Source organism: Paenibacillus sp. FSL R5-0470 (genome assembly GCF_037975205.1).
Taxonomy (GTDB): Bacteria; Bacillota; Bacilli; order Paenibacillales; family Paenibacillaceae; genus Paenibacillus_AQ.
In genome coordinates this window covers 2777535-2802236 of sequence record NZ_CP150238.1, presented here as the reverse complement: position 1 = coordinate 2802236, position 24702 = coordinate 2777535, and the positions used below count along the sequence as shown (strand labels likewise).

The 24702-nt window shown below is 42.4% G+C and carries 22 protein-coding genes; 6 read left to right on the top strand and 16 right to left on the bottom strand.

Going from position 1 to position 24702, the window contains the following annotated elements:
- Positions 1–48 precede the first annotated feature (48 nt).
- From MKY99_RS12115 to MKY99_RS12105, 3 genes are all read right to left on the bottom strand, one after another.
- Positions 49–1362: an MFS transporter gene (locus tag MKY99_RS12115; RefSeq protein WP_339270698.1), complete on the bottom strand. Its 1314-nt coding sequence runs from the start codon at positions 1360–1362 to the stop codon at positions 49–51.
- A 134-nt stretch (positions 1363–1496) separates the two neighbouring features.
- Positions 1497–3848, bottom strand: coding sequence for an RNA polymerase recycling motor HelD (gene helD / locus MKY99_RS12110; protein WP_339270696.1), 2352 nt, complete (start codon positions 3846–3848; stop codon positions 1497–1499).
- Positions 3849–4009: 161 nt separating this feature from the next.
- Positions 4010–5056, bottom strand: coding sequence for an aromatic acid exporter family protein (locus MKY99_RS12105; protein WP_042187452.1), 1047 nt, complete (start codon positions 5054–5056; stop codon positions 4010–4012).
- Between the two features lie 188 nt (positions 5057–5244).
- Here MKY99_RS12105 and MKY99_RS12100 point away from each other — a divergent pair, with 188 nt between their 5' ends.
- Positions 5245–5778, top strand: coding sequence for a hypothetical protein (locus MKY99_RS12100; RefSeq protein ID WP_076282886.1), 534 nt, complete (start codon positions 5245–5247; stop codon positions 5776–5778).
- Between the two features lie 95 nt (positions 5779–5873).
- On the opposite strand, the gene MKY99_RS12095 is transcribed toward MKY99_RS12100, so the two are convergent.
- Positions 5874–6515 carry a phosphatase PAP2 family protein gene (locus tag MKY99_RS12095; RefSeq protein ID WP_339270693.1) on the bottom strand — a complete coding sequence of 214 codons (642 nt, stop codon included), beginning with the start codon at positions 6513–6515 and terminating at the stop codon, positions 5874–5876.
- Between the two features lie 110 nt (positions 6516–6625).
- Here MKY99_RS12095 and hfq point away from each other — a divergent pair, with 110 nt between their 5' ends.
- Complete coding sequence (gene hfq, locus MKY99_RS12090) at positions 6626–6847, top strand: RNA chaperone Hfq (RefSeq protein ID WP_042126951.1); 222 nt, start codon at positions 6626–6628, stop codon at positions 6845–6847.
- Between the two features lie 124 nt (positions 6848–6971).
- Here the strand turns inward: hfq and MKY99_RS12085 are convergent, their stop codons facing one another.
- Positions 6972–8078, bottom strand: a complete 1107-nt coding sequence (locus tag MKY99_RS12085) for a lactonase family protein (protein ID WP_339270691.1) — start codon at positions 8076–8078, stop codon at positions 6972–6974.
- A gap of 181 nt (positions 8079–8259) precedes the next feature.
- Here MKY99_RS12085 and MKY99_RS12080 point away from each other — a divergent pair, with 181 nt between their 5' ends.
- Together MKY99_RS12080 and MKY99_RS12075 are read left to right on the top strand one after the other, a co-directional pair.
- A complete protein-coding gene (locus MKY99_RS12080; protein WP_042126947.1) occupies positions 8260–8595 on the top strand; it encodes a hypothetical protein in 336 nt (111 codons plus the stop codon).
- A gap of 185 nt (positions 8596–8780) precedes the next feature.
- On the top strand, positions 8781–9950 hold the full coding sequence (locus MKY99_RS12075; RefSeq protein ID WP_339270688.1) for a peptidylprolyl isomerase: 1170 nt from the start codon (positions 8781–8783) through the stop codon (positions 9948–9950).
- A gap of 76 nt (positions 9951–10026) precedes the next feature.
- Here MKY99_RS12075 and MKY99_RS12070 read toward each other — a convergent pair whose 3' ends face one another.
- Together MKY99_RS12070 and MKY99_RS12065 are read right to left on the bottom strand one after the other, a co-directional pair.
- Positions 10027–10221, bottom strand: coding sequence for a DUF2188 domain-containing protein (locus MKY99_RS12070; protein ID WP_339270686.1), 195 nt, complete (start codon positions 10219–10221; stop codon positions 10027–10029).
- A gap of 73 nt (positions 10222–10294) precedes the next feature.
- Complete coding sequence (locus MKY99_RS12065; protein ID WP_042187439.1) at positions 10295–10894, bottom strand: nitroreductase family protein; 600 nt, start codon at positions 10892–10894, stop codon at positions 10295–10297.
- Positions 10895–11102: 208 nt separating this feature from the next.
- On the opposite strand from MKY99_RS12065, the gene MKY99_RS12060 reads away from it, so the two are divergent.
- The gene (locus tag MKY99_RS12060) at positions 11103–12518 is read left to right on the top strand and encodes a metallophosphoesterase (RefSeq protein ID WP_339270684.1); all 1416 of its coding nucleotides are present in this window, start codon (positions 11103–11105) and stop codon (positions 12516–12518) included.
- Positions 12519–12621: 103 nt separating this feature from the next.
- On the opposite strand, the gene MKY99_RS12055 is transcribed toward MKY99_RS12060, so the two are convergent.
- Positions 12622–14142 carry a copper amine oxidase N-terminal domain-containing protein gene (locus tag MKY99_RS12055; RefSeq protein ID WP_339270682.1) on the bottom strand — a complete coding sequence of 507 codons (1521 nt, stop codon included), beginning with the start codon at positions 14140–14142 and terminating at the stop codon, positions 12622–12624.
- A 94-nt stretch (positions 14143–14236) separates the two neighbouring features.
- The gene (locus MKY99_RS12050) at positions 14237–14905 is read right to left on the bottom strand and encodes a TraX family protein (protein WP_339270680.1); all 669 of its coding nucleotides are present in this window, start codon (positions 14903–14905) and stop codon (positions 14237–14239) included.
- 473 nt (positions 14906–15378) lie between these two features.
- On the opposite strand from MKY99_RS12050, the gene thrS reads away from it, so the two are divergent.
- On the top strand, positions 15379–17292 hold the full coding sequence (gene thrS / locus MKY99_RS12045; protein ID WP_339270678.1) for a threonine--tRNA ligase: 1914 nt from the start codon (positions 15379–15381) through the stop codon (positions 17290–17292).
- Between the two features lie 99 nt (positions 17293–17391).
- On the opposite strand, the gene MKY99_RS12040 is transcribed toward thrS, so the two are convergent.
- From MKY99_RS12040 to MKY99_RS12010, 7 genes are all read right to left on the bottom strand, one after another.
- A complete protein-coding gene (locus tag MKY99_RS12040; protein ID WP_339270676.1) occupies positions 17392–18381 on the bottom strand; it encodes an aldose 1-epimerase in 990 nt (329 codons plus the stop codon).
- An 85-nt stretch (positions 18382–18466) separates the two neighbouring features.
- Complete coding sequence (locus MKY99_RS12035; RefSeq protein ID WP_042126933.1) at positions 18467–19183, bottom strand: MgtC/SapB family protein; 717 nt, start codon at positions 19181–19183, stop codon at positions 18467–18469.
- Between the two features lie 169 nt (positions 19184–19352).
- Positions 19353–20144 carry an SDR family NAD(P)-dependent oxidoreductase gene (locus tag MKY99_RS12030; RefSeq protein WP_094868564.1) on the bottom strand — a complete coding sequence of 264 codons (792 nt, stop codon included), beginning with the start codon at positions 20142–20144 and terminating at the stop codon, positions 19353–19355.
- Between the two features lie 114 nt (positions 20145–20258).
- Positions 20259–21371: a rhamnogalacturonan acetylesterase gene (locus MKY99_RS12025; RefSeq protein WP_339270671.1), complete on the bottom strand. Its 1113-nt coding sequence runs from the start codon at positions 21369–21371 to the stop codon at positions 20259–20261.
- A gap of 30 nt (positions 21372–21401) precedes the next feature.
- A complete protein-coding gene (locus MKY99_RS12020) occupies positions 21402–22241 on the bottom strand; it encodes a carbohydrate ABC transporter permease (protein ID WP_042126927.1) in 840 nt (279 codons plus the stop codon).
- A gap of 3 nt (positions 22242–22244) precedes the next feature.
- On the bottom strand, positions 22245–23165 hold the full coding sequence (locus tag MKY99_RS12015; protein ID WP_339271605.1) for a sugar ABC transporter permease: 921 nt from the start codon (positions 23163–23165) through the stop codon (positions 22245–22247).
- A gap of 142 nt (positions 23166–23307) precedes the next feature.
- Entirely contained in the window at positions 23308–24645 is a 1338-nt protein-coding gene (locus MKY99_RS12010; protein WP_149644202.1) for an extracellular solute-binding protein, read from the bottom strand.
- Positions 24646–24702 lie beyond the last annotated feature (57 nt).

Below are 24702 nucleotides of genomic sequence, written 5' to 3'. Positions count from 1 at the left end.
TTTCATTCTTTTATCAAAGGGCTATCCCGCAAGCTACGGCAACGCAGCTTAAGGATAGCTCTTTTTTCCATCTAAAGTCCTTGCAGAAGTCTGACGAACACGCTTTGACAAGAGTCGCGCATCTACCTGCTCCGTTTCTTTCACGTCAGATTCTCCCTTGCTCCCCTTGCTTGGCGTTACTGCAAATAAGGTCAGCAATCCACCAATTGCGCCGACTGTAGCCATCAAAGCGAATAATACCCAATGACCACTGCTTAACAGCAGCGATACCACTGGCGGTCCTGCGGCTACCCCTATAAACCTCATACTGCTATAGAGAGCGGTTATCGTGCCGCTATTTTCTTTCTCAATTCCCTCCGTGATCAAAGCATCCATACAAGGAAGCACAATCCCGATTCCAACACAACCTAAGCCCATAAACCCGACTAAGAAATAAATACCTTTATTGAACCCCGCAAAGATCATTGCTGCAGTAAGTAACACCATACCTCCAAAGCCCAGCCATTTCATTAGCGTTTTGTTCTGACCAATGATCTTTCCTGTTCCGTATGAAGACAGACATAACAAGGCTAATGGTATTGCCAGCACAAATCCCTTCATTGCCCCATGCATATTAAATTTAGATTCCAGCATTTCCGATAAATAGAATTGAACGCCAAAGGTTACAAACATACAGATACCGCCTATGGCAAAAATAGCATACAACCATCGTCCCTTTTCTCGCAAAATGCTCACAATTCCGGATAAAAATTCTCTTATACCCTGTTTCTCAGGTTTTTCCTTCGCTTCCGGCTTTCGAACCAGAAAAAGAACTAAAGCAAATGAAATTAGACATAGAACAGGAATAGCGATAAAAGGTGCAAACCAGAGCCATATTCCAAGATAAGCACCAAGAATCGGACTGAGTACTTTACCAAAGGTATTTGAGGTTTCAATAATTCCCAGACTTTTGCTTACATCCTCTTCTTCCTTGAATAAATCACCAACGAAGGGCAGCACAATAGGAAAAGCACCAGCCGCACCTATCCCTTGTAATAAACGTCCGGCCAGAATGACCCAATAGGCGCTAACGCCCTTCATAAACCAAGCCGCCACCACGCAGACAGCTCCACCAATAGCAGCAATGATCAGACTCGGAAGAATCACCTTTTTACGTCCATAAGCATCAGACAGGTACCCTGCAATTGGGATCATCACGATAGCCATCAATCCATAAACAGTAATCAGCATACTCACCTGAAAAGAGCTAATGCCTAGTTCTTTAGAAATCTGCGGCAAAATAGGGAGCAGCATGGAGTTACCGAGGGTCATAATTAGTGGAATGGATGCCAGTGCAAGCAGATCCCATTTTCTTTCCTTCATGAACTGACCACCTTTGTCATTGTTTGCGACGACTCTCTATATTGTGGTTTGTTCATCTCTCTTTATTCATACATATAAAAAGACCGTCCCCCCGCCAATGCGAAAGGACGATCTTATGATCAGAAGATGGGGCTTTACAGCGAATTTGTAATCATGGTCTTCGCTTTTACAGATGGAAGAAACCGGTTTGGTTCTCCTAGGCTAAAAATATGCAGCAAGTGCATCGCTCGAGTGCAAGCTGTATAAAACAATTTACGCTCACTTTCTCTGCCATATCGTTCAGCTGAACCATCGTAGATGATAACAGCATCAAACTCCACACCTTTAGCTAAGTAAGCAGGTAACACCAATGTTCCCTTCTGGAAATTCGGCGTTTCTTTCGTAACGAGCCTTACTGGCAGCCTACTATGTAGTTCATCATGAACTCTTGCGCTTTCTTCTGCTGTTTTACAAATGACAGCCACATAATGATACCCCTTGGATTGCAAATTCCGGATATCCATTTCAACTGCATTCAGAAGCTCATCCTCGCTAGACACCACACTTAGCTGAGGTTCTTCTCCTCGTCGATTAAACGGCACAATTCTTTCCCCTCCAGGAATCATTGAACGCGTAAATTCTACAATTTCAAAAGTGGAGCGATAGCTTCGGGTTAACGAGATCACTTCTGTATTCTCTTCCCCATAAATGCTTACCAAACTAGACAAATCACCGAGCACCTCACCTTGTGCATAGATCGCCTGATTCAAATCACCCAATACGGTCATTTTCGCCCTTGGAAACAAACGGCGCATGAACTCTAATTGGAAAGGTGAGTAGTCTTGTACTTCATCCACAATCACATGACGAATCAGCGTATTGGTACGGAAGCCTTGGCTTAACTCCTTCAAATAAAGGAATGGTGTAGCATCTTCGTAGGCAAGCTCGTTCACTGCGATAGATTTTAGTGTTTGTTCACAGATTTCATCCCAGATTTCCGGCAGAGAATTAACACCATTTAGGCGTTCCATAAGCTCACGATCCGTAAACAGCGTACTGTACAACCCCTTAACATCCACAAAACGACCTCGTTTAGTCCATCCGCGCAGTGGTTTTAAGCGTTGGCTGACTACATACCGGGATAACACTTCTTTTTCAGTATCAAAATCATCAAAACTATCCTGTGTAGCTTTCTTCTTACGTCGTAACATCTGATATGCACGATGGTAATCACTGGAGTCCAATAGCTCAATTTGATCTTCAACCCATGAAGCATTTCTTTCCTCATGGCTAAAATCAGCGATCTTCTTCAGTAACCAGCGTGTCATTAAGTCTACACGGTTCGCAAGCTTAATGGCGGGATCATAGGCATAGAAATGACGTTCCATTTCTTCTTTACTGACTACCGCTCTACCTTGAAACATTAAAGGCTTGAACAGCATGCCCTCATGTTCCAGCATCGTAGCATACCGACGAATCACATCGAGAAAAGGTACGGATGATTTATAAGCGATGCCTTCTCTGCGTATACCTACTTCAGGGCCATCAGGGGCATTCAGTAGGTTTTCCGTCTGACTAAAGACATCTTCCAGCTGGAATTCATGTCCTAAACGATGCTCAAGATACATTTGAAAAGTGGTTTGTTGCATATTTTCTTCACCTAGCTCTGGGAGAACAGTTGAAACATAGCTATTAAACAGCGGATTCGGTGAGAACAACAACATCTGGTCTGCTTGCAGAACTTCACGGTATTTATACAAAAGATAAGCAACCCGCTGCAATGCTGCAGAGGTTTTCCCGCTTCCTGCGGCACCCTGAACGACCAGCATTCGGCTTTTGTCGTTGCGGATAATCGCATTTTGCTCTTTCTGGATGGTAGCTACAATACTCTTCATTCGATCATCTGCACTATGGCTAAGCACTTGCTGCAAAAGCTCGTCGCCGATCGTTACCCCAGTATCAAACATAACTTCAATAACACCATCAGAAATCACAAACTGTCGTTTAAGATTCATTGTACCGGAAACAAGTCCACCAGGTGTCTCATAAGCTGCTGGGCCAGGAGCTCCGTCATAATATAAGCTCGATATAGGCGCCCGCCAGTCATAGATCAAGAAGGTGCCATCATCCTCCATTAAGGATCCAATCCCCAGATAAATCTTTTCCGTTTCTCCATTTGGTGCTTCTGTAAAGTCAATACGCCCAAAGTAAGGAGAGACGAGTAGCTTTTTATATTTTTTTAGAGCCTTGCTCGACTGTAAATGATGGCGTTCACGTTCATTCAAGATTTGGGATTGTTGGCGCAGACTTGTTGAAGTTTCCCCTAAATCATCTGGACTACTGAAGTTTACTGTTACCTCTTCCCAGAAGTCTTTCCGCATATCCACCACATCACTGCGATGGAGTCCGAGCTCCTCAGATAATCGTCGGATATGGGCAGACAAAAGCTTAGTCAATCCGTCAACCCGCTGCTGTTCCTCTTTCCATTCAATTTCATGATTCTCCACTACATTTCATCCCCTTTGGAAGGTTGATATTTCAAGTGAGGATACTCTTAATAGATGAATCCGGCCCCTCAGGGACCGGACTTATTAACAAAATAAGAAGTATAAGTTTCACCCTGAACATAATCCTTAAGCTTATATGTTGCACATCACAAGGTTATGTTTTAAGCTTCGCGATCCGTTTCTTTTTCCTCAGTCGCTATACGATTCATCTGATCTGCCACTTTATCAAGCCGTTCTAATTGATATCCGTAATCGTAAATAGCTGCGGCTACAACATACAATCGTAGTTGACCTATTTTCTCCGCATTATACCCCAGGATCGTTGAATTCAAAAATCCATCATTCTCGTCTCCCAAGGGTTCCGATTCATTAGTGTTTGGTTTTAGTTTATCTTCAAATTTCAGTAAGATCAGTTGATGATATTTGATTAACTGCTCCAAATGACTGTCAAACAATGCATCTGTCTCTTCACTTCGATCCGCTTGAAAATAATGCCGATCCACAGCCTCAAGAACATCGAAGCCCTTTTGCAAAGAAGATAACAGGTTCTTATAGACAACCATTTGTCTAGTCTGACTGTACTTCGCCCTCTTTAGCTGTTTCTGCTCTTCCTCAAACAAAGCGTACTTATCCGCTAAAGATTTAATAGATGATTCCAGTGCAAGTTTTTCATCACGAAACACACTTTCCTTCATCTCATGAGATACAGCCGTTCTTAGCAGCAAGGAAAGACTGGCAAAGACGTTCTCAATTTGCTTGATGTACTGTTTCCGTGGTTTCGGAGGAACTACTATAATATTGATTAGAAATGCAGAAACAATCCCTGTCAATGTTAATAAGAACCGATTCAGCGCGAACTGCCATTCACCAGAAGCCTCCATCACTGTTATAACGGTGACCAGTGTCAGGCTAATAGTATCCGCCCGGTTAATTTTCATACTGATCATAATGACAAGAATGCAGACCAACCCAACCGCAATTGGACTATTGGATAACAACATTCCTCCCAGAAGAGCGAGTACCGCGCCCATTGTAGTCGTTGTCAGCTGATCAAGAAAATAACGCCAAGAGCGATAAATAGATGGCTGCATCGCGAAAATTGCTGCAATCGCAGCGCCCACAGAAGATGGAAAATGTAGCAGTTCGGCTAAATACAAGGCAAGCGTGACTGCCATTCCTGTTTTAAATATGCGAGCTCCAAAAGCCAAAAATATCCCCCCTAAAAATTGGCCCACTCTGCAATATGGACATCTACGAATCCCTCATTCCTCTAATTACCCAAGCCTAATGTTGATGAATTTTATGATCATTTAAGCTCTCACTTATGATTCTTTCAGCTTTCAGGGAATACTAATTCAAGTAAGTACCTATCACATATAACATACGAGGTGAGTGAATGAATAACAACATCAAAAAATTAGTGACCATCACAGCTGTTCTTTTCCTCAGTCTGTCTCCAGCACTTGCTCCTACTCGGAGCGTGTCAGCTGAGAATGTAACTTCCACTGCACCTGATTCTGGGCCTTCGGAAAAAGGTCATAGACCCCCACCAGGGAAAGACGGGAAATTCAGAGCCGGCGGACATTTCATTATTTTCGAAACAGCCAAGCTGCTTGAGATGGATCGTACGGAGCTAATCAATAGCCTAAAAACAGGCAAAACCCTCCCTGAGCTTGCCCTTGAAAAGAAAGGCTGGACAGAAGATCAATATATTCAAAAGCTCAGCGAATCCGCAAGTAAGCGGCTGGATCAAGCCATCAGCGAGGGACGTCTAACAAAAGACGAAGCTCAAAAGCTAAAGGCTGGACTTCCTTCTATGCTGAAGAAAAAAATAAGTAAAATGGGTCATTTCCAAGATCATAAATCTTCGGAACATCATGTGATGAACCCTCAAGCAAAAACGCCTTCGGTGTCCTATTTAGGACGGTAAGTGTTTATGCGAGAAATATAAGGATAATGAATAGCGTGAAACATATATATTCTTATATTTTAAAATATCCCCACAAAAACGGATATCTTCATTTCTTATGAGGATATCCGTTTTTTATAGGCTTCAAATAGACTGATGGATAACATCAGCCACGCGCCACTTGCAGCATAACCACCAATTACGTCGCTAGGATAATGAACTCCCAGGTAAATACGACTCCAGCCAATGCCCACAGTCATGAATACCGCAAATATTATTAACAGGATTCTTTCACTTCTTCGCGGCAAATGACGCCACAGTAAATAGGCAATTACCCCATACAGGGAGAAGGCTGCCATGGAATGTCCACTTGGGAAACTATAACCGAGCTCTTGGACAATACGATTGAAATTTGGACGCTCCCTTTGAAACCATAACTTCATAAGTGTATTCAATAGCTGTGAGCCTAGTCCAACCCATAGGAACAGAATTAGCTCAAGCCGATGTTTCAGCAGAAAATACAGCAGTGCCATCGTGACGATAGATATGCCAATCGCTACCTTGGAGGAACCAATCAGAGATAGTCCTTTGGCGAATGTAGTCAGTCCAGGTGATTCAGCGGATTGAACAAAATGAATCATATAATTATCAAATGATGATACCTTATTCATATGAACTAGAATCGCAATAACGACGAAACAAGCAGCAAACCCTATAAAATAACGAAAACCTCTAGACCAGTTCTGATAATAAAGCATAAATACCTCCGTGTCTAATTTTGTGCCTGTCGATCACATTTCCTGAGAAGCTATAACCCGTGCTATAATTATAGAGAAATAAATATACAAAAAGATGGAGTGCTGCCAAAGTGGAGAGTCTAAAATTGCAGGAACGTTTGTTGAATCAGTTTATTTCCACAAAGGTGCCCGTGACGATTTTTACAACAAATGGTGTAAAAATGCAAGGCGTCGTAACCTCGTATGATGCATTCACAATCACTTTACAGGGTCAAGGTGATGGCAGACAGAATGTGCTCTTCAAATCTGCAGTATCCACTATTGTACCTCTTAAGCCCGTCTCACTCAAATAGTTCACACATTCATTAAACTTCTTCATCCTATTTTCAATAATAAAGGGAACACCGGGCTACATCTCCGGTGTTCCCTTTATTATTTTCTTAAATTGTCTTATTCACTCTTCAAAACGAGTTTCTTTTATACAGGGAAAATCACAGGCTTCACACACACCGGCTTAGATACCTCGGCAGTATTTCCTGTAAAGACGAGACGACCACTGGTCTCTTCAATAGAGAACACAACCAGGTTATTAGCGTCACGATTTGCAACAATAAGATAAGCCCCATCCGGAGTTAATGAGAAGTGTCGTGGATGCCCTCCACGAGTAGATACATATTCAATTAGTGTAAGCTTGGCAGTAGCGTTATCCACTGCAAACACTGCGATGTTATCCGCTCCACGATTAGAAGCGTAAAGATATCTTCCATCTACTGAAGTGGCAATTTCAGCGCAAGTATTCTCTTCCTTAAAATCCTCAGGCAAAGTTGAAATTGTATCTACCGTGTGAAGAGTCCCTGTAGCACTGTCATATGTAAACGATGTTATCGTGGAATCCACCTCGTTTATAACATAAGCAGACTTTCCATCTGGATGAAAAGTAAAATGACGAGGTCCCGCCCCTGGATGAAGCGCAGTATCTCCGTGAACTTCTAGTTTGTTCAAGTCTCTATTGATTTTATAGGACCGAATAATATCAAGCCCAAGATCAGAAACAAACAGATACTGTCCGTCCGGACTGAAAATAGCCGAATGGGGATGCGGGCGATCCTGACGTTCAGGATGGTGACCATGACCGGAATGAATCGCGACATCCGCCAGTTGATTAGCAACTTTTTCTTCATCTAATGTGATCAAGCCTACACTGCCACCATGATAACTACATACAACAATGTATTCATCGCTTAGATCTCTTGAAATATGGCATGTGGTCGTTTGACCATTACCTGAAGCAGGCATTGAGGCTATACGGTTCAATTCGCTCAATTTCCCACGCTTAGCATCGATAGCAAAGGTAACGACTTCTCCCTCTTTTCCACCTTCACCATTTGGCTTTTCTCCTATGGCATATAAACGCAGGGCTGTAGCATCTACATTAACAAAGGTGGGGTTAGTTATACCCTGAACCGAGTCGATTAATTTTAACGTACCTCCTGCTTCGCCATCGAATTCAAATACCTGCACACCGCTTTCCGTGGCACTTGCATAGGAACCCGTAAACAGCAATAACTTAGTCTGCTTTTCCATCTTTACATCCTCCTTCAAAGTATTGCTATTATATAATTTACAATTTTTAAACGTTAAAGACAAACTATAAAGTAAAAAGTGTGACAAATAGTTCAAAAATAAGGCTTTCCAATGATTAGGGATTGTGCTATAATGAAAGCGCTAACATTAGTCTTTTATTAAGTATAAAGGGGGAACATGAATGAGTAGCATCCTGCTGGAAGCCAGAAATGTATACGAGGACTTCGAGGTGGAAACAGACATTCTGTTCTTTAAGGTCGGGGACCATGATTTGGTCATTTTTCACGGCAGAAACTACAACATAAAAAAGAGAATGACTGCCGAGCAATTAAAACGATTGTTATCCAATTCTACTTACTATCATGTGTACGGTGGCTGTTATGTCAATCTAAACAAGATCAGTTCTATCGAAGACGACTGCATTTATTTCGGAGAAAAGGGCCTATTCGCTAAAAACGTACGGGTCCCAAGACGGAAACAAGAAAGTATTCGTCATCTATTGAAAGGACTGAAGTAAACATCTTATTCCCATAAGCCGGAAGGGCATGTTACCGATGCCATTTCCGGCTTTTTGCTTTTTATTAATAGAAACTTAAAAAGATCCTATCTTTTTTTATACTTTCTTAAGGTTTAGGATCTGGATTTCTGTTAAAGTTGTAAATAGACAAGCAACACCTATATTGAAGGGAGTCATTACTAATAATGGACAAAAAAGATCTGAATGGAAATGAGAACTTAGAAAACAACGGTACTCCGGAAGAAGAATTGAACACTACCGAGAATACCAATGAAGTAAATGAAGTGGAGATCGAAGCTGCTGAAGAACCTGTGAATACAACAAAAGAGGAAAGTGTTCCAGTAATGAACAAAGTCGGCAGCAACAATAATACGACGCCACCTGCTCCACCAGTTTCTCCTAAAGGTAACAAGGGCTGGATGATTGCCTCTGTGGTTCTGGCTGCGGCACTCATCATTGTATTGATTAAGCCTCCATTCCAAAAGGACGACAGCAGCACAGCTGTTGCTAGCGTTAACGGAACTAACATTACTAAAGAACAACTTTATGATAAATTGATCGAAGCAGGCGGAGAAAGCACACTGCAAGCCATGATTACTACTGAACTCGTTGATCAAGAAGCTAAAAAAGCTAACGTAACTGTTACTGATGAAGACATTAATGCTGAATTAGAAGACCTAAAAGCACAATTCGGCGGAGAAGCTGCATTTAATGCTGCGTTGCAACAAAGCTCAATGACCGTTGATGACTTGAAGAAGCAAATGCCGCTGCAAGTAAAACTGCGTAAGATTCTTGAGCCGCAAGTGACTATAACGGATCAAGAAATCAAAGACTACTATGAAGCAAATAAAGCTACTTTCAATGAAGAAGAACAAGTTCGCGCTTCCCACATTCTCGTTGAGACTAAAGAAGAAGCGGATGCAATTCTGAAGCAATTGAAAGATGGAGCAGATTTCGCTGAACTTGCTAAAGAAAAATCTTCAGACACTGGTTCCAAAGCTAATGGCGGAGATCTAGACTTCTTCAAACGTGGAGATATGGTAGCTGAATTCTCCGATGTAGCCTTTAAACTTAAAGTTGGGGAAACAAGCGGTGCTGTGAAATCCGATTACGGTTATCACATCATTAAAGTAACCGACCACAAAGACGCTAAAAACTACACCTTGGAAGAAAAGAAAGATGAAATCAAAAAGACGCTTGTGTCTCAAAAGGTTTCCACTCTTTCCACTACTTGGTTGTCAGATACAACTGCAAAAGCAAAAATCACAAATTCACTTACGGATGCCAAAAAAGAAGCAACAGCTTCTCCTGAGCCATCTGCAAGCGCAGAAGCAGGAACTGAATCTGCTAAATAATATGACTGCAAAAAGCAGGACAAGCGTTAAGAGACGCTGTTCTGCTTTTTTTGTACCTCTATTTTCGAACTTTTAATTAATGTCCTTTTTTACGGACCTGCTTATCACGATTCTCTCCCCACTCTTTCGCTTGTGCGGTAGCAATAGAAATCGCCCTTCCCTCTTCATATCCATCTTCTAGCAGTGCATTAGCAATATCAATCGCCTTATTACGAATAGGTGCAGTGAAGTTCTTGAGTGAATCTGGATAATCTTCTTCGTTCCACGGCATACAAAAAAACCTCCTTAACCTGACTATATAATTAATTAGCCTGGTCTAGGAGGTTTTAAACACTCTCTTAAGCTTATTTAAAGACTTTAACGCGATCTTCAACCGGTTGGAATTGTTTCTCACCTGCTGGAGTTACTGTCTTACCAAATGGCAATTGAGCAATTAGTTTCCAGTCTTGCGGGATGCCCCAAGCTTCTTTCACTTCGTCATCAATCAGTGGGTTATAGTGCTGCAAGGATGCACCTAAACCTGCTTCAGAAAGTGCAGTCCATACTACGAATTGCAGAATGCCTGAAGATTGGTTAGACCAAACTGGGAAGTTCTCGGCATACAAGGCGAAGTTTTCTTGAAGGTTCTTCACTACCGCTTGATCTTCAAAGAACAATACGGAACCGTATCCTGCTTTGAAAGATGCTAATTTTTGAGCTGTTCCTTCAAATTGTTCAGCTGGAACGATTTTGCGCAAAGTTTCTGTCGTGATATCCCATAATTTATCATGCTGTTCACCTAAAAGAACAACCGCTCTAGAGCTTTGGGAGTTGAATGAGGTTGGGCTATGCAAAACCGCTTGCTCAACGATTTCAATAATTTGAGCATCGGCTACAGTGGATTCTTTACTGATGGCATAGATGGAACGTCTTCCTTTAACTGCTTCAAGAAAATTGTTAGACATAAAATAACTACCTCCATTTATTTAAGTAACTTACTTTTGTACATCTTATCACCTTTTTTCTGAAAATACAACATCTATTCACAACTTATTTTGTCGGATATACAATTAGCCTCGAATAGTAACATCTCCCCTTCACTTTTCCGATATACATTTCGGCTAAAAATAAGCTACAATAGTGCAGCAAAAGTGCAGAAGGAAGGTTATATAAATGAATTTTTCAACAGATAAAGTTCTTATTCTACATAAAAAAACAGTCATATTCTCTTGTGTAGTGCTCTTTTTCCTTAGCTTGGCACTTACTGGCTGTAAAGACACAAAATCGTCTAATTTAAACGCTATGGAACTTGATCAAGCTGAGCTTAAACCTGTATCTTTCTGGGTCGCCACAGACACTCACTTTTTGGATAAAGATCTTCAGGATGGTGGGCAGGCTTTTCAGACCTATGTCACTGGAGGCGATGGAAAAATGCTGCCCTACAGTGATGAAATGGCTGAAGCTTTGGTCTATGACGCTGAACAGAAAAAACCTGCGTTTATCATCCTCAGTGGCGATTTAACTAATAATGGAGAACGCAGCAGCCATCAAAAGTTAACCGAAAATTTAAAACGAATCGAACAACAAGGAACCTCTGTTTATGTCATTCCAGGCAATCACGACTTATTTAATCCTTGGGCTAGATCCTTCAGTGGCGATAAACAGCTCCTTACGGATTCAATTACAGATAAGGATTTCGTCAAAATGTATGCGGATTTCGGCTACAAAGAAGCTGCATCACGTGATAAGGAATCACTAAGCTATATCGTCAAGGCTGCCCCCAACTTATGGATTCTGATGATAGACAGTAGCCAATACCTTAATAATAAAAAATACGGTTTCCCTCAGACAGATGGGCGTATTACTTCTTCTACGCTTTCATGGATCGATGAATCCGTTAAGCTTGCAGCCAAAGAGCATGCTTCTGTGATCACGGTGATGCATCATAATTTATTAAGTCACACTTCTATGTCTGTTTCAGGCTTCAAGCTTAATAACAGCCAGGTAGCTATAAAATCCTTACGAAAGAATGGACTTAATCTAGTTCTCTCAGGACATATTCATATGCAGGACATTCAAGTAGATCCAGCAGACGCGAATCAAGATACAGCATCCTCTGAACCAATGCCAATCTATGATATCGCTACGAGTGCGATGGCCGTCAATCCGCATCAATATGGAGCCATGACCTTCGATCCCGTCTCGCGAACCGTAAATTATAAAGCAACGTCTTTGAACGTAGAAGGTTGGGCTGAAGCTAACCAGATTACAGATCACAATCTCTTAAACTTCAAGGCTTATGCCGAAGAAGCCTTTGCTACTAACTCCTATGACAAAGCTATGGATAGTCTTAAGGAAAGTCCTTTAACGGAGTCTGAAAAAGAATCCATGGCGAAGGTAATGTCCAAGCTGAATGTACGATACTTCGCAGGAACTGCAGGTACCTTTGCTAAGGATATAAAAGCGTTGCCGGGCTACAAGCTTTGGGAGGAACAGCAGGACGGTTTCCTAGGAGGGTATGTCCAAAGTATGGCTGAAGAAAAAGCGCTAAGTAATGTCGACCTAGAAGTGGTTTTAACGAAGCAATAAAAAGATGCCATACTTCATATAAAAAAAACCAGCTTCACCCGCATTTCTGCGAAGTTAGAAGCTGGATTTGTTTGTGTTATTTAGCCAATAAGGATCGAACTAACTATTTACGTGTAATAGTAATCCAACCATCTTCATCTACATACACAGTAGCATGAAGTGCTTCAGCAAGCAGACGCAGCGATACATAGGCATCACCATATTCGTCAACAAATACAGGCTCTGCAAGCTTCACTTTTTCACCGTTAATTACTGCTTCGGAAGAACCGATTTTGAATACCAGCTTATCACCGTACACACCATCAGTTACGATAATAGCACGATTGGCTGTATCCCATTCCACAATAGCATCTAAATCTTCTGCAAAATACCGAAGAGGAATGTACGTCGTATTATTGTCAACGATCGGATAATAATATTCGTCGTCTGGTTCGATGACAATCGTTCTCTTGGTGATACCAAGATCGTCTTTCAATATACGATAAACGTTAGAATTTGGATCAAAATTGTTCAAAGTCTCTCCAGGAGTCAGGTCACCAGAAGAAACATCAAGTGCTCCTTCAGTACTGATTGGATCTGCCGTTACAGCACCACCAATGTTCCAAATCTGACTGGAAGCCTTAAGAGAGAAGCTCTTTAATGGCATATCTTCAGTACCTGGAAGCGCCACTTTCAGATCAACATTCTGTTTACGAACATGTAGTCCACTGTCTACAAAAATGTCGACAGCAAGCTTCGTATCCTTACTCAGAACCGTCTTAAGCTCAGGGGTAGCTTTGTAAAGACTGTCTAGTTGATTGTCATAAACCAGCAGTAACGCATCCACAGCCAATTTTGCTGCATCATGCAGTACAGTTACAACAGCTTCTTTATCACCCAGAGGAATTACTCCAATACCTGGAATTTCATAATCACCGGAGGCTTTTTCGTCCATTGCTTTGATCACAGGATATAGATAGTCATACAGACCACCAACCAATTCTGTAAAGCCTTCCGTATCTTTAGAGATCGATTTCAGGAATCCTTTTAACAATGCCGGAAGCTCATCACCCGTCACTTCGGTATGTAACTTCGTCATATTCACCTGCTGGCCATACACAGCCTCACTAACGGGTGTTACGCTAATTGCGCTTGGATTAGGAAGATTCTTCACCACAAACTTCGTTAGCAGCTTACTAAGATCTTCAGCTTTAGTCAGATCCAATCCAACTTCAGCAAAGACCTCATCATAACCTTGAACCGGGAAGTAAAACGGTTGTTTTGCTCCTTCAACCGTAAAGACTAAAGTTTTTTTGTCCATAAACAATGAGAATGGAATATTCAATTGTTTATAGCCGATCGTTCCATTGGCAGATACATTACCATTCTCTTGTAACTTTGCATTGCTAATACTCAGGGAAAAAGAATTTATGAGATCGACCATTTCCTTATCTTCTGCGCTAATTCCTTCTGAAGGTTCAGCGTTCATAGAAAACGTCATGCTGGATTCTGATGATTTAACATCGACATCCCCGATCAATGCCTTATTAACATCGAAACCTCCAACCGATTGACAACCGGCCAGAACAAGCAGCAGTGCGACAAAAGGAATAAACCATTTTGCCCTAGCTTTCATTCTCCTCATAGCAAGTCTCCTTTTTGTAAGATTTTTTGAAATCAATCCATTATCTCAGCAAAGGCAACATTTGTAAATCAAAGTATTACTTATTGTAAAAATACTATAGATTCAACAAAGTTCGCCATTCGATAGAAACCCATTCATTGTATATTACGCCTTTAAATAACGCTAAAATCAGTAAATGCGCAGGATAAAAAGACCACCACACCCAGCGTGGTACCCGGTGACGCTCTAAATATCCCCAAAGTACAGGCGCCAAAGCAATCAACAGCGTTGGTAAAATACTAAGCATTTGCACAACCCAATAATTATAAAACATGTAGAACAGATTAAGTGCCAAATGTGCTACAACAAGCCAATATGACTTCGCATAACGGAATATCAATACTAGCAGCAGGCCGTACGCATTATAATCTATCGGGAAATAATCCATTAACGCGATAGCTGCAATGACGACTGGTATTCCAAGCCATGGAGTAGGCAGTTTATCTAAAATAACCAATACGGTTGCGGATAACAAAAGCGTAAACACCACGTTCCATCCACCAGGATTAATCGCTAAATTGTATGGGATCTGAGCAATAATAGCGATAATGAGCAGTCGGAACAAGTATTTCGGTCTGGATGATGTATGGATATGCCCCTGCACAAGCCCGTAACAGTAAATTGGAAAGGCTATTCTTCCTACATATCTCCAAGCAATATCCTCTGGAAAAAAGATATAGCCAATATGGTCGATTAGCATCGTCAGCATGGCGAGAATCTGCATATCAAACCTCCTTAAAATAAGTTGATATCATACATTCGCCAATGAGTACTTCATCTCCTTCGCCTGTACACAAATGATGACTGCAATAAAAGAGAACTGAATTTCTGGTTTCTTGCCTCTTGACTTTATGGGGTGCAATTGAGTACTATGAACGAGCAACATCATATGGCAATGATCAAAGACATGATTTCCTATACGAACTGTCCAGAGAGAGAGGTCTAGGCTGAAAGCTTCTCCAGTACACGATTGTGAAGTTACCCCTTTGTAGCCGTGACGCTGAATCCGCAGATCTAAATTTTGCGGTAGTATGTGGCACCGACTTATCCACGTTAAAGGATACCAATGAGGTCCTATCCTTGTGATAGGTCGAATTAGGGTGGAACCACGAGCTGAACGCACTCGTCCCTTTCTGGGAGAGATGCGTTTTTTTGCGTTCACCACTAACAATTTTTGAGAAATGGAGGCTAACAATCATGGAGATCAAGGTAACACTGCAAAACGGAACAATTAGAGAGGTACTGCAAGGAACGACGATTAAAGAAGCAGCAGGTGCCATAAGTACCAGTCTGAAAAAAAATGCTGTAGCTGGAATTATCGATGGAAGATCCGTTGATCTAAACCAAACGATCGAACATGATTGCCAGCTCGAAATTGTTACGTTGGATAGCAAAGAAGGCCTGGAAATTTATAGACACAGTACAGCACATATCATGGCACAGGCCATAAAACGTATATATGGAGATAAGGGTGTCCAGCTCGGCATAGGTCCAGTAATCGAAGATGGCTTCTATTACGACATTGATATTGAGACACCTCTATCCACGGCTGATCTTGTAGCAATCGAACAAGAGATGGCGAGAATTATTCAAGAGAATCACCCGATTGTCCGCCGTGTCGTTCCCCGCGCTGAAGCAATCAAGCTTTTTGAAGCGATGAATGAGCCCTTAAAGCTGGAGCTTATCCGTGATCTACCGGAAGACACAGTATTATCTATTTATGATCAAGGTGAATTCTCGGATCTCTGTCGAGGCCCACATCTTCCCTCAACTGGCTTGGTCAAGGCTTTTAAGCTGTTGAATGTAGCAGGTGCCTACTGGCGTGGAGATTCGAATAATAAAATGCTGCAACGTATTTACGGAACTGCTTTTCCTAAGAAAGCTCAACTTGAAGAGCACTTACTCTTTCTTGAAGAAGCTAAAAAACGTGATCACCGTAAGCTCGGCAAGGAACTGGAATTGTTTATGTTCTCTGAAGAAGCTCCAGGTATGCCCTTCTATCTTCCCAAGGGGATGACTATCCGCACAGAGCTTGAGAATTTCGCACGTGAATTACAAAGACAGAGAGATTACGATGAAGTTCGTACACCACTGATGATGAACAATCGGCTTTGGGAGCAATCCGGACACTGGGATCACTACAAAGACAATATGTATTTCACCAATGTAGACGAAACAAAATTCGCACTCAAACCGATGAACTGCCCAGGTCATATGATGATCTACAAAAATAATCTACATTCTTACCGAGAGTTGCCTATCCGAATTGCCGAATTTGGTCAAGTACATCGCCATGAGTTCTCTGGGGCACTTAACGGGATGATGCGTGTTCGTACTTTTTGTCAGGATGATGCCCATCTCTTCGTATTACCAGAGCAGATTGAGGATGAAATAAGCCGGGTAATCTCACTGATTGACCATATTTATCAAGTGTTTGGCTTTGAGTACAAGATTGAATTATCTACTCGCCCGGCAGATTATATGGGATCAGAAGAACTATGGGATCTAGCTGAACAATCATTACAAAGTGTATTAGACAATCTCGGGATCGAGTATCGTGTGAATGAAGGTGATGGCGCATTCTACGGACCAAAGATTGATTTCCATATTTTAGATGCGCTAAAACGAAGCTGGCAATGTGGAACCATCCAACTAGATTGGCAAATGCCAGAGAAATTCGATCTTACTTATATCGGGGAAGATAACCTTAAGCACCGCCCGGTCGTAATCCATCGCGCTGTTTATGGGTCGATTGATCGTTTTATGGGGATTATTACGGAGCATTATGCCGGCGCATTCCCGCTATGGTTAGCACCCGTCCAAGCGAAGTTATTGCCCGTCTCTGAGAACTACGTTGCTTATGCGTTTCAGGTGAAACAATCCTTAGAACAAGCTGGCATTCGTGTAGAGGTTGATATCCGAAATGAGAAGCTAGGTTACAAAATTCGTGAAGCCCAACTTGAAAAATCACCCTATATGCTCGTTCTCGGTGAGAATGAGAAAAACTCTGGCAGTGTTTCTGTAAGAAAACGTGGTGAGGGTGATCTTGGTTCAAAGAGTATCCAAGAGATTATTGAGCAGATTAGTGAAGAAATAGTTAGTAAAAAATAAAGTTCTGCGTCAAATTAAACGTAAAAGGGCTGTCTATTCGTAGAAATCTACGAACAAGACAGCCCCTTTTTTGATCACATATTAATATTCACAGGAACACTATTTCACGTACAGACGACTACTTTCATCCCAATACTCGCCTGGTTTGAGACTGAATAAGCCGATCTCATCCGCTGGCAGATCTACCATTGGTGCATTAACCAAGTTGATTTGCGGCTCTGGGCAGAAGAACTGCTCAGAAGCACCATTATTCCAGATCATCCACTGCTTGTATGAAGTCCCAACGTCATAAACTAAAGTGACTCCAGCTTTGCTGTCGGTAAGCTCCATCCGGTTACGTCCATTCTGAGCTACAGCTGTGTAATGGTTGTCCATCGAAGCGAAATAAGGATTCACACCTTCATCACGAAGCTGAGCTTCACCTGGCTCCAGCTCTTGAAATTTACCAGTCGGCAGCATACGGTCGTTCAATTCCCAGCGATTACCGATGGTCGCTTTTACAAGGTAATCTTGTGGTGTGCTACCTGGTGCAAATGGAGCATTAATCGCGGTATGGAATGCCAACAAGCAAGGCATCTCTTCATCACCATCATTATGCACTTGTACCTGTTGAGATAAGCCACCTTCACCAAGGGTATAACGTAGTTTCATTGTGTATTTAAACGGCAAGTATTGATAAGAAGGATGGCTCTCATCCACTTTGATGAATACGGTTACGAAGCTTTCGGTCTTCCCGCTACCGAACTCTTCCACTTCCCAAGCTGCCGTATGTAAAAATCCATGTAAATGGTTGCCTGTTGCGACTTCATTTACCGGGAGTTGATAAGTTTGACCATTCCAAGGAAATTTGCCATCTTCATAACGATTCGGAGGAAATAATACAGGAATACCATGGATGCCTGGACTTGCTTTGAAAGCTTCCATTTCCTCAGCTCCCGGTTCATGCAAGAAACGGTAACCGTTTTCGGTATCACGGAAACAGATCAAGTTGCCACCGATGCCTGGTAAGATAGCTGCCTCATAACGGCCAGCTTTCAACCAGATGGCTGCTTCTCCTTCATATTGTCCTTCATAGGCTGTGATAGACATAATAATGTGTTCTCCCTTCCAGTGTCTGATAATTGTCTCTACTTGATAGATTACCACATCTGGTCATGACGTGACATGCCCTTTTTTAGAGCTGTTCCACTTCAACGCTCATGACATGATCAATTTTCTTCACATCATAATAGATCTCTGTAGCGTAATCTTTATCCGGCGCTGAGATCACCATATCGATCATTTGTCTTCCATCTTCCAAATCCTTAATTTTCATTCTGCGGATCGCCCGGGATGGACTTCTAGTACTTCGTTGGGTACTAACCTGGGGTCTCTCAATTTTTTGGATCACTTCAGTAAGGACAAAATTAGCTTCCATGATGATTCTCACCGAAACTTCATGCTTGTTAAGCACTTCAGGACCAATCGAACGAATTAAATGAGGAACTAAATTCACCGCAAACATTAGAAGAATAACCGCATATGCTGCTTCAATATAGAATCCTGCTCCCACAGCTATGCCAATCCCCGAAGCTGTCCAGATGAGTGCTGCCGAGGTCAAGCCTGATATCGCATCACCGCCTCTACGCAGGATAACACCAGCACCCAAGAACCCTATCCCACTGACAATTTGAGCAGCGAGGCGCATCGGATCCATATTTGGATGCTCAGGACCTGCAAACTTATCAAAGGCATGAATAGACACTACAGTTACAAGACAAGAGGCAATACTAATGACCATACTGGTCCGAATCCCCAGCGGTTTCTGCTTGATCTGTCGGTCAATCCCGATGAACAGCCCGAACAGCATGGCCACTAGCAGCTTAATTAATGATTCAATATGAAAATCCATAGTTCATTCTCCTTTCTCCACAGATACTCCATTATAACGGAAAACGGAGATTATGATTAGCTTTATTTTACAGCAAAAAAACGGCACTCCTATCCTCCATGTATATGCGCCGACAGCTTATAAAATCCGCATAACGAAGAGGATAGAATCCGTTTTGGTGAAAGATTATTTAACCATGCAGCAACGATTCTGCACCGTCACAATAAATCTCAGTTCCTGTAATATGATCGGAATCCTCGGAGGCCAGAAAAAGTGCCAGCTTTGCAACTTGATCAGGACGCCCAGGACCTTCCTCTAGCGGTTGATCCCCTTCCGGAAATTCGACAGGGATTTTTACCTCTTTGAGATCCTCGGATGGAAAAGTGTTGTCATCTATATTGGTCTTAATAGCCCCAGGACAGATTGCATTTACGCGAATTTGAAATTGAGCCAGTTCTAATGCTGCCATTTTCATAAAAGCAACCTGACCTGCCTTTGTCGTACTGTAAGCAGAAAAACCGATGTTAGAAAATACACGATTTCCGTTAATGGAGCTGTTAATCAGGATGCTGCCACCGCTTTCTTTTAGATGCGGTATCGCATATTTAACAGTCGCGAAGGTTCCACGAAGATTGATGTGAATCGTCTGGTCCCAAGACTCAATATCCATCGTTTCAATGGGCGTCATGGCTCCATTAATCCCTGCGTTTGCAAAAACAATATCAAGACGACCCCATTTCGCGGCCGCCTTGTTTATGGCAGCTTCCACTTGCGGGGGTTCAGCAACATCGCATTCAATTACGAGGGCTTCTCCGCCTTCTTTCTCCACTTGTTTTCTAACCTTTTCTGCGTTCTCAACAGTTCTATCCAGCAGCACAACTTTGGCCCCGTTACGAGCGAACTCAAGCACAGTTGCTCGTCCAATGCCGGAACCACCTCCTGTTACAATCGCTACCTTACCTTCCAGCTTCTTATCTGCCATGTTTAAGTATCCTCCTTCTTGTCATGCAAGCCTTCCAGTTAAGTTCTTTCCTTAACCTTAACCTCGCATACAAAAGTTGAATCGATAGATCTTTAATACCCCAAAGGATTATTTTTATTCACCCTGCCGAAGATGGATAATGAGATCATTTAAACCGGCTTCACGGATGCCCTCTACAATAAGATCAGCAAGCAGACGTGCTCCTAAAATCTGAAAATGTGTATTGTCTTGTACGCCAACTGGATGCAAGATATATTCTCCCGGATAGGACCACATGAACAGATCCTTCGTTCCTTCCACACCATAGGCTTCAAAAAGCTTACGACTCTTCTCCGCCAAATCGATTAGGGGGATCTGCTCAGTCTCAGCCAACTCTTTCATTGCCGTTAAATACTCTCCATGACTGTCTACTATAGCTTCTGCAGGATCAAATCTCCGCCTATGTACAGCGGTCACCAGTACCGGGTAGGCTCCTGCTTTCCTAGCAACTGTAATCATCCGCAGCAAATATTCTTTATATGTAGTGAAAGGTTCGGTGTGTCTATGTTCATCCCCTTTTGAATCGTTATGACCAAACTGTATGAACATATAATCTCTGGGCCGAAGCACAGTAGAAATGTTCTCCAAATGCCCTTCCTCAATAAAGCTCTTGGAGCTACATCCTGAAATGGCTCGATTATCCACTACAAGACCTGCTTTGAAGCAGCGAGGCAGCAACTGGCCCCAGCCAGCATAGGGATAACCAGCTTCTCCTTGATCGGTCACCGTAGAATCACCAGCCAAATATAAGACGAGAGCTTCGTTGTCAGGCTCAATGTCGAGAGCATTTATTCGAGGCGCAATACCTGAGAAGGAGAGCTTTAGCTGACCACCCATGATTCGCATCGCAAATGATTCTCGTATATACTGACCTGCCGGGACATTCAATGTGTCTAATACGTACTTACCATCACCTGCTCGAATTATTGTACTCGTATCTGCTAAGGAGTCACCAAGTAACATAGAAATCCGGTAAATCCCATCAGGAATATCTAACAGAAAGACAGCCTTCTGCGGAATGCAGAAATCACGTCTTAATGGATCTGCTCCTCCCCTGGAACGCCCGAATACTGTCGAGTCTGAAGTAAAACCAAATCGCGCATCCGGAGAGTATCGTGAGTCCGGCCGAATTTTGGTGTAGCCGGGCGCTGTATCTTTAATCCCAAAGTCAAAATGATAGCTATCCAAATTCAGCCGCACCTTTCTTCATTAGATATTTTATCCTTTCAAACCACTGGTGCTGATTCCTTCCACAATCTGCTTTTGAAAGATAAAGAAAATAATCATGACGGGTGCCAAGCTAAGAACGGACATAGCAAACATGGGTCCCCAGTTGGACACGGACTCACTGTCGAGGAACATTTTCAGTCCCATAGAAACTGTATATTTAGATGGAGAGTTCAGGTACAACACTGGCCCAAGCAGGTCTTCCCAGCGCCAATAGAAGGAAAAGATCGCTGCAGTAGCCATAGATGGACGGATGAGTGGGAGAATGATTCTGAAGTACAGACCAAATTTCCCGCACCCATCAATCGTAGCCGCTTCGTCAAGTTCAACAGGTATTGTCCGAATAAACTGCAGCATTAGGAAAATAAAGAACGGAACACCGAAGAACTGTGGAACCACAATCGGCTTGATACTATCGAGCCATTCCAATTTCGCATAGATGATATATTGCGGGACTAGCACTACATCTGAAGGAAGCATAAGCGTCATCATCATGATACCGAACCATAAGCCATGCCCTACAAACTTATTACGTGCAAATCCGAAGGCTACCAGTGAAGAAGAAACCACCGCTCCTAGAGTGGCTACAACGACAATAATTAATGAATTCTTTATGAAGACACCAAAGGAATATCCGGCAATCCCTTCCCAGCCTTTAGCATAATTCCCCCATACCCATGGATCGGGAAGAAGCTGCTGAGCGGTAACGAATACAAGCCGGCTCTCTTTAAAAGAGCTCATGATCATCCACAAAATCGGATACAGCATAATGATAGCGAGGCCACCGATAAGAATGTGATACAGCGGCCATTTCAGTTTCATTTTCGCCATGGATTATTTTCCTCCTTCCGATTCGTAGAAGACCCACGATTTGGATGTCTTGAACAAAATTCCGGTCATGATGCCTACTAGCAACAACATCACCCACGCCATAGCTGAAGCGTAACCCATGTTATTAAACATAAAGGCCTGACGGAATAGATATAGAGAATACAACATCGTACCGTCCATTGGTCCGCCTTCACCTTTAGAGATAATATAAGCTGGAACAAAGGTCATAAATGCACTGATCGTCTGCATGACTAGATTGAACAGAATAACTGAGCTTAGGAGGGGCATTGTAATCTTAAAGAACTTTCTGAAAAAGCCTGCTCCATCTACACTAGCTGCCTCGTACATTTCACCAGGAATATTCTTTAGACCTGCCAGAAAGATCAACATGGATGAACCAAATTGCCACACGGATAAGGTGATCAACATAATAAGCGCAGCGCTCGGATTACCAAACCAACTTACTGGACCAAGGCCGAAAAAACCGAGCATGCCATTAATAATTCCAGTATCACTAAAAATATTACGCCACATGATGGATACCGCCACACTGCCACCTATAATAGAAGGTAAATAATAAGTTGTACGATAGGCTCCGATCATGCGCGATTTAGTATTTAGAATCATAGCCACAAATAATGCAAAGGTGAGACGTAAAGGCACACCAACGAATACGTAAAGCAGCGTGACCTTTAGTGAATGTAAATATTTCGGGTCATTCGAGAACATTTTGATGTAATTATCAAATCCGATCCATTTAGGTGGAGCGAACAAATTGTATTTGGTAAATGAAAGATAAAGAGAAATGATCATCGGGATCAATGTGAAGCAAAGGAAGCCAATGACGAATGGACTGATAAAGGCATATCCTGTAAGGTTGCTTCGTAAACTCCGGCCTGTTAGCTTCTTTTTCTTAAAAGCCAGCGGATTCGAAGGAAGGGGATTCGTGGATGCCAAGGGTCTCCAACTCCTTTTTATGTGAATAATAAGGGAAACGGACTGCCGCCTAACCAAATGGCATGCCGTTTCCCATGTTAGACGCAGTATAGTTATCTATTACCTTCTATTACCGGCTGGAGAGAATAGCGTTCGCTTCTTTTCGGAACTGTGCGGCGGCTGCGGCTGGGTCAATCTTGCCGAAGTTCATTTGTTCAGCAAGGTCTGTAAGGAGTGCTACTACTTCTGGCGATCCAACTGGCGGACTCATTGGAGAAGTAGTAGGCTCCATGTCAGCTACGAATTTAAATACTTGCTTACCGGAATCCGTTAATTGTGAAGCTACAGATTCTTTGATTTTGCTTGAAATTGGCACACCACGTTCGCCTTTGATTAAATTGTTGGCTTCGGGATCATTAATCCAGAAATCAACGAACTTCGCTGCTTCTTCCTTCACTTTTGAGTTAGAAGTAACCGACCAATACATACTTGGCTGCATGTAGAGTCCTTTTTCCATATCCGGACCAGGCATTTGTGCCAGTGCCATAGGACGATTTACAGCGATTTGCAAAGCAACATATTGGTTAGACCATTGCCATACGCCGATACCTGTTCCTTTTACAATATCCGACTCCTCGATAACGCCTTTGTTTTGGCTCAGTTTGTCTTGGGATGGAACCGCTCCATCTTTAATTAAACCAGACAACATTCCGAAAAAGTCAGTGAACAAGGCATCATCCTCATATCCAAGCGCTGAACCATCATTGTTATAAAGTGCCAGCCCTTTTGTACGCAGATAATAGTTGAAGAATACGTCAGCTGCCATAGAACCGTCGATATACAGTCCAGCTGATTTAGCTTTCGCAGCAATTTCTTTGTATTGATCCCAAGTCCAGTTCTCCGGAATGGAATCCACCCCTGCCTTCTTTAGCAATTCTGGGTCATATTGAAAACCAAGTACGTTAACGCCTAATGGAATTCCGAATTGCTTCTCATTGATTACCCCAGTACTAAGGACGTTCTCATTCACATCGCCGACTTGGATCTGAGAGTTCAAATAAGGCTTCAAATCTTCGAGCTGTCCGTTAGACCCATATTGATTAATATAAGAAATATCCATTTGAACGATATCAGGAAGTCGATTCGCTGCTGCTTGAGGGGCAAGCTTCTTCCAATAATCATCGAATGAAGCATATTCAGGTTCAATCGTTACATTCGGGTATTTGGCTTCATACATATCAATCACTTGTTGAGTATAAGAATGCCGTGTATCTCCACCCCACCAAGCTATACGCAGAGTTACGGGTTCTGCTGAAGTTGTAGCTGCGGGTTTCGTTTCTGAAGGCGTGTTTGTAGCGGAATCCGTCGCGGCAGCACTATTATTGTTATTACCTCCACCACAACCAGCTAACATCGATGACAACAACAATGGTACGGCTAGTAAAGCGAATCTCTTTTTCAAATTCATGTCCCCTTTTCCTATAATAGTATAAAGGCTCTGATCCCTTTAGGTAGCGCTTTCATG

Coding starts and splice junctions, on each gene's coding strand:
- MKY99_RS12065 (WP_042187439.1), bottom strand. CDS start 10,894: ATGTCTAACAATTTTCTTGAAGCAGTTAAAGGAAGACGTTCCATCTAT.
- MKY99_RS12035 (WP_042126933.1), bottom strand. CDS start 19,183: ATGGATTTTCATATTGAATCATTAATTAAGCTGCTAGTGGCCATGCTG.
- MKY99_RS12080 (WP_042126947.1), top strand. CDS start 8,260: ATGAGTAGCATCCTGCTGGAAGCCAGAAATGTATACGAGGACTTCGAG.
- MKY99_RS12070 (WP_339270686.1), bottom strand. CDS start 10,221: ATGCCGTGGAACGAAGAAGATTATCCAGATTCACTCAAGAACTTCACT.
- MKY99_RS12010 (WP_149644202.1), bottom strand. CDS start 24,645: ATGAATTTGAAAAAGAGATTCGCTTTACTAGCCGTACCATTGTTGTTG.
- MKY99_RS12030 (WP_094868564.1), bottom strand. CDS start 20,144: ATGGCAGATAAGAAGCTGGAAGGTAAGGTAGCGATTGTAACAGGAGGT.
- thrS (WP_339270678.1), top strand. CDS start 15,379: ATGGAGATCAAGGTAACACTGCAAAACGGAACAATTAGAGAGGTACTG.
- MKY99_RS12115 (WP_339270698.1), bottom strand. CDS start 1,362: ATGAAGGAAAGAAAATGGGATCTGCTTGCACTGGCATCCATTCCACTA.
- MKY99_RS12085 (WP_339270691.1), bottom strand. CDS start 8,078: ATGGAAAAGCAGACTAAGTTATTGCTGTTTACGGGTTCCTATGCAAGT.
- MKY99_RS12020 (WP_042126927.1), bottom strand. CDS start 22,241: ATGGCGAAAATGAAACTGAAATGGCCGCTGTATCACATTCTTATCGGT.
- MKY99_RS12100 (WP_076282886.1), top strand. CDS start 5,245: ATGAATAACAACATCAAAAAATTAGTGACCATCACAGCTGTTCTTTTC.
- MKY99_RS12075 (WP_339270688.1), top strand. CDS start 8,781: ATGGACAAAAAAGATCTGAATGGAAATGAGAACTTAGAAAACAACGGT.
- MKY99_RS12055 (WP_339270682.1), bottom strand. CDS start 14,142: ATGAGGAGAATGAAAGCTAGGGCAAAATGGTTTATTCCTTTTGTCGCA.
- MKY99_RS12040 (WP_339270676.1), bottom strand. CDS start 18,381: ATGTCTATCACAGCCTATGAAGGACAATATGAAGGAGAAGCAGCCATC.
- MKY99_RS12095 (WP_339270693.1), bottom strand. CDS start 6,515: ATGCTTTATTATCAGAACTGGTCTAGAGGTTTTCGTTATTTTATAGGG.
- MKY99_RS12060 (WP_339270684.1), top strand. CDS start 11,103: ATGAATTTTTCAACAGATAAAGTTCTTATTCTACATAAAAAAACAGTC.
- MKY99_RS12050 (WP_339270680.1), bottom strand. CDS start 14,905: ATGCAGATTCTCGCCATGCTGACGATGCTAATCGACCATATTGGCTAT.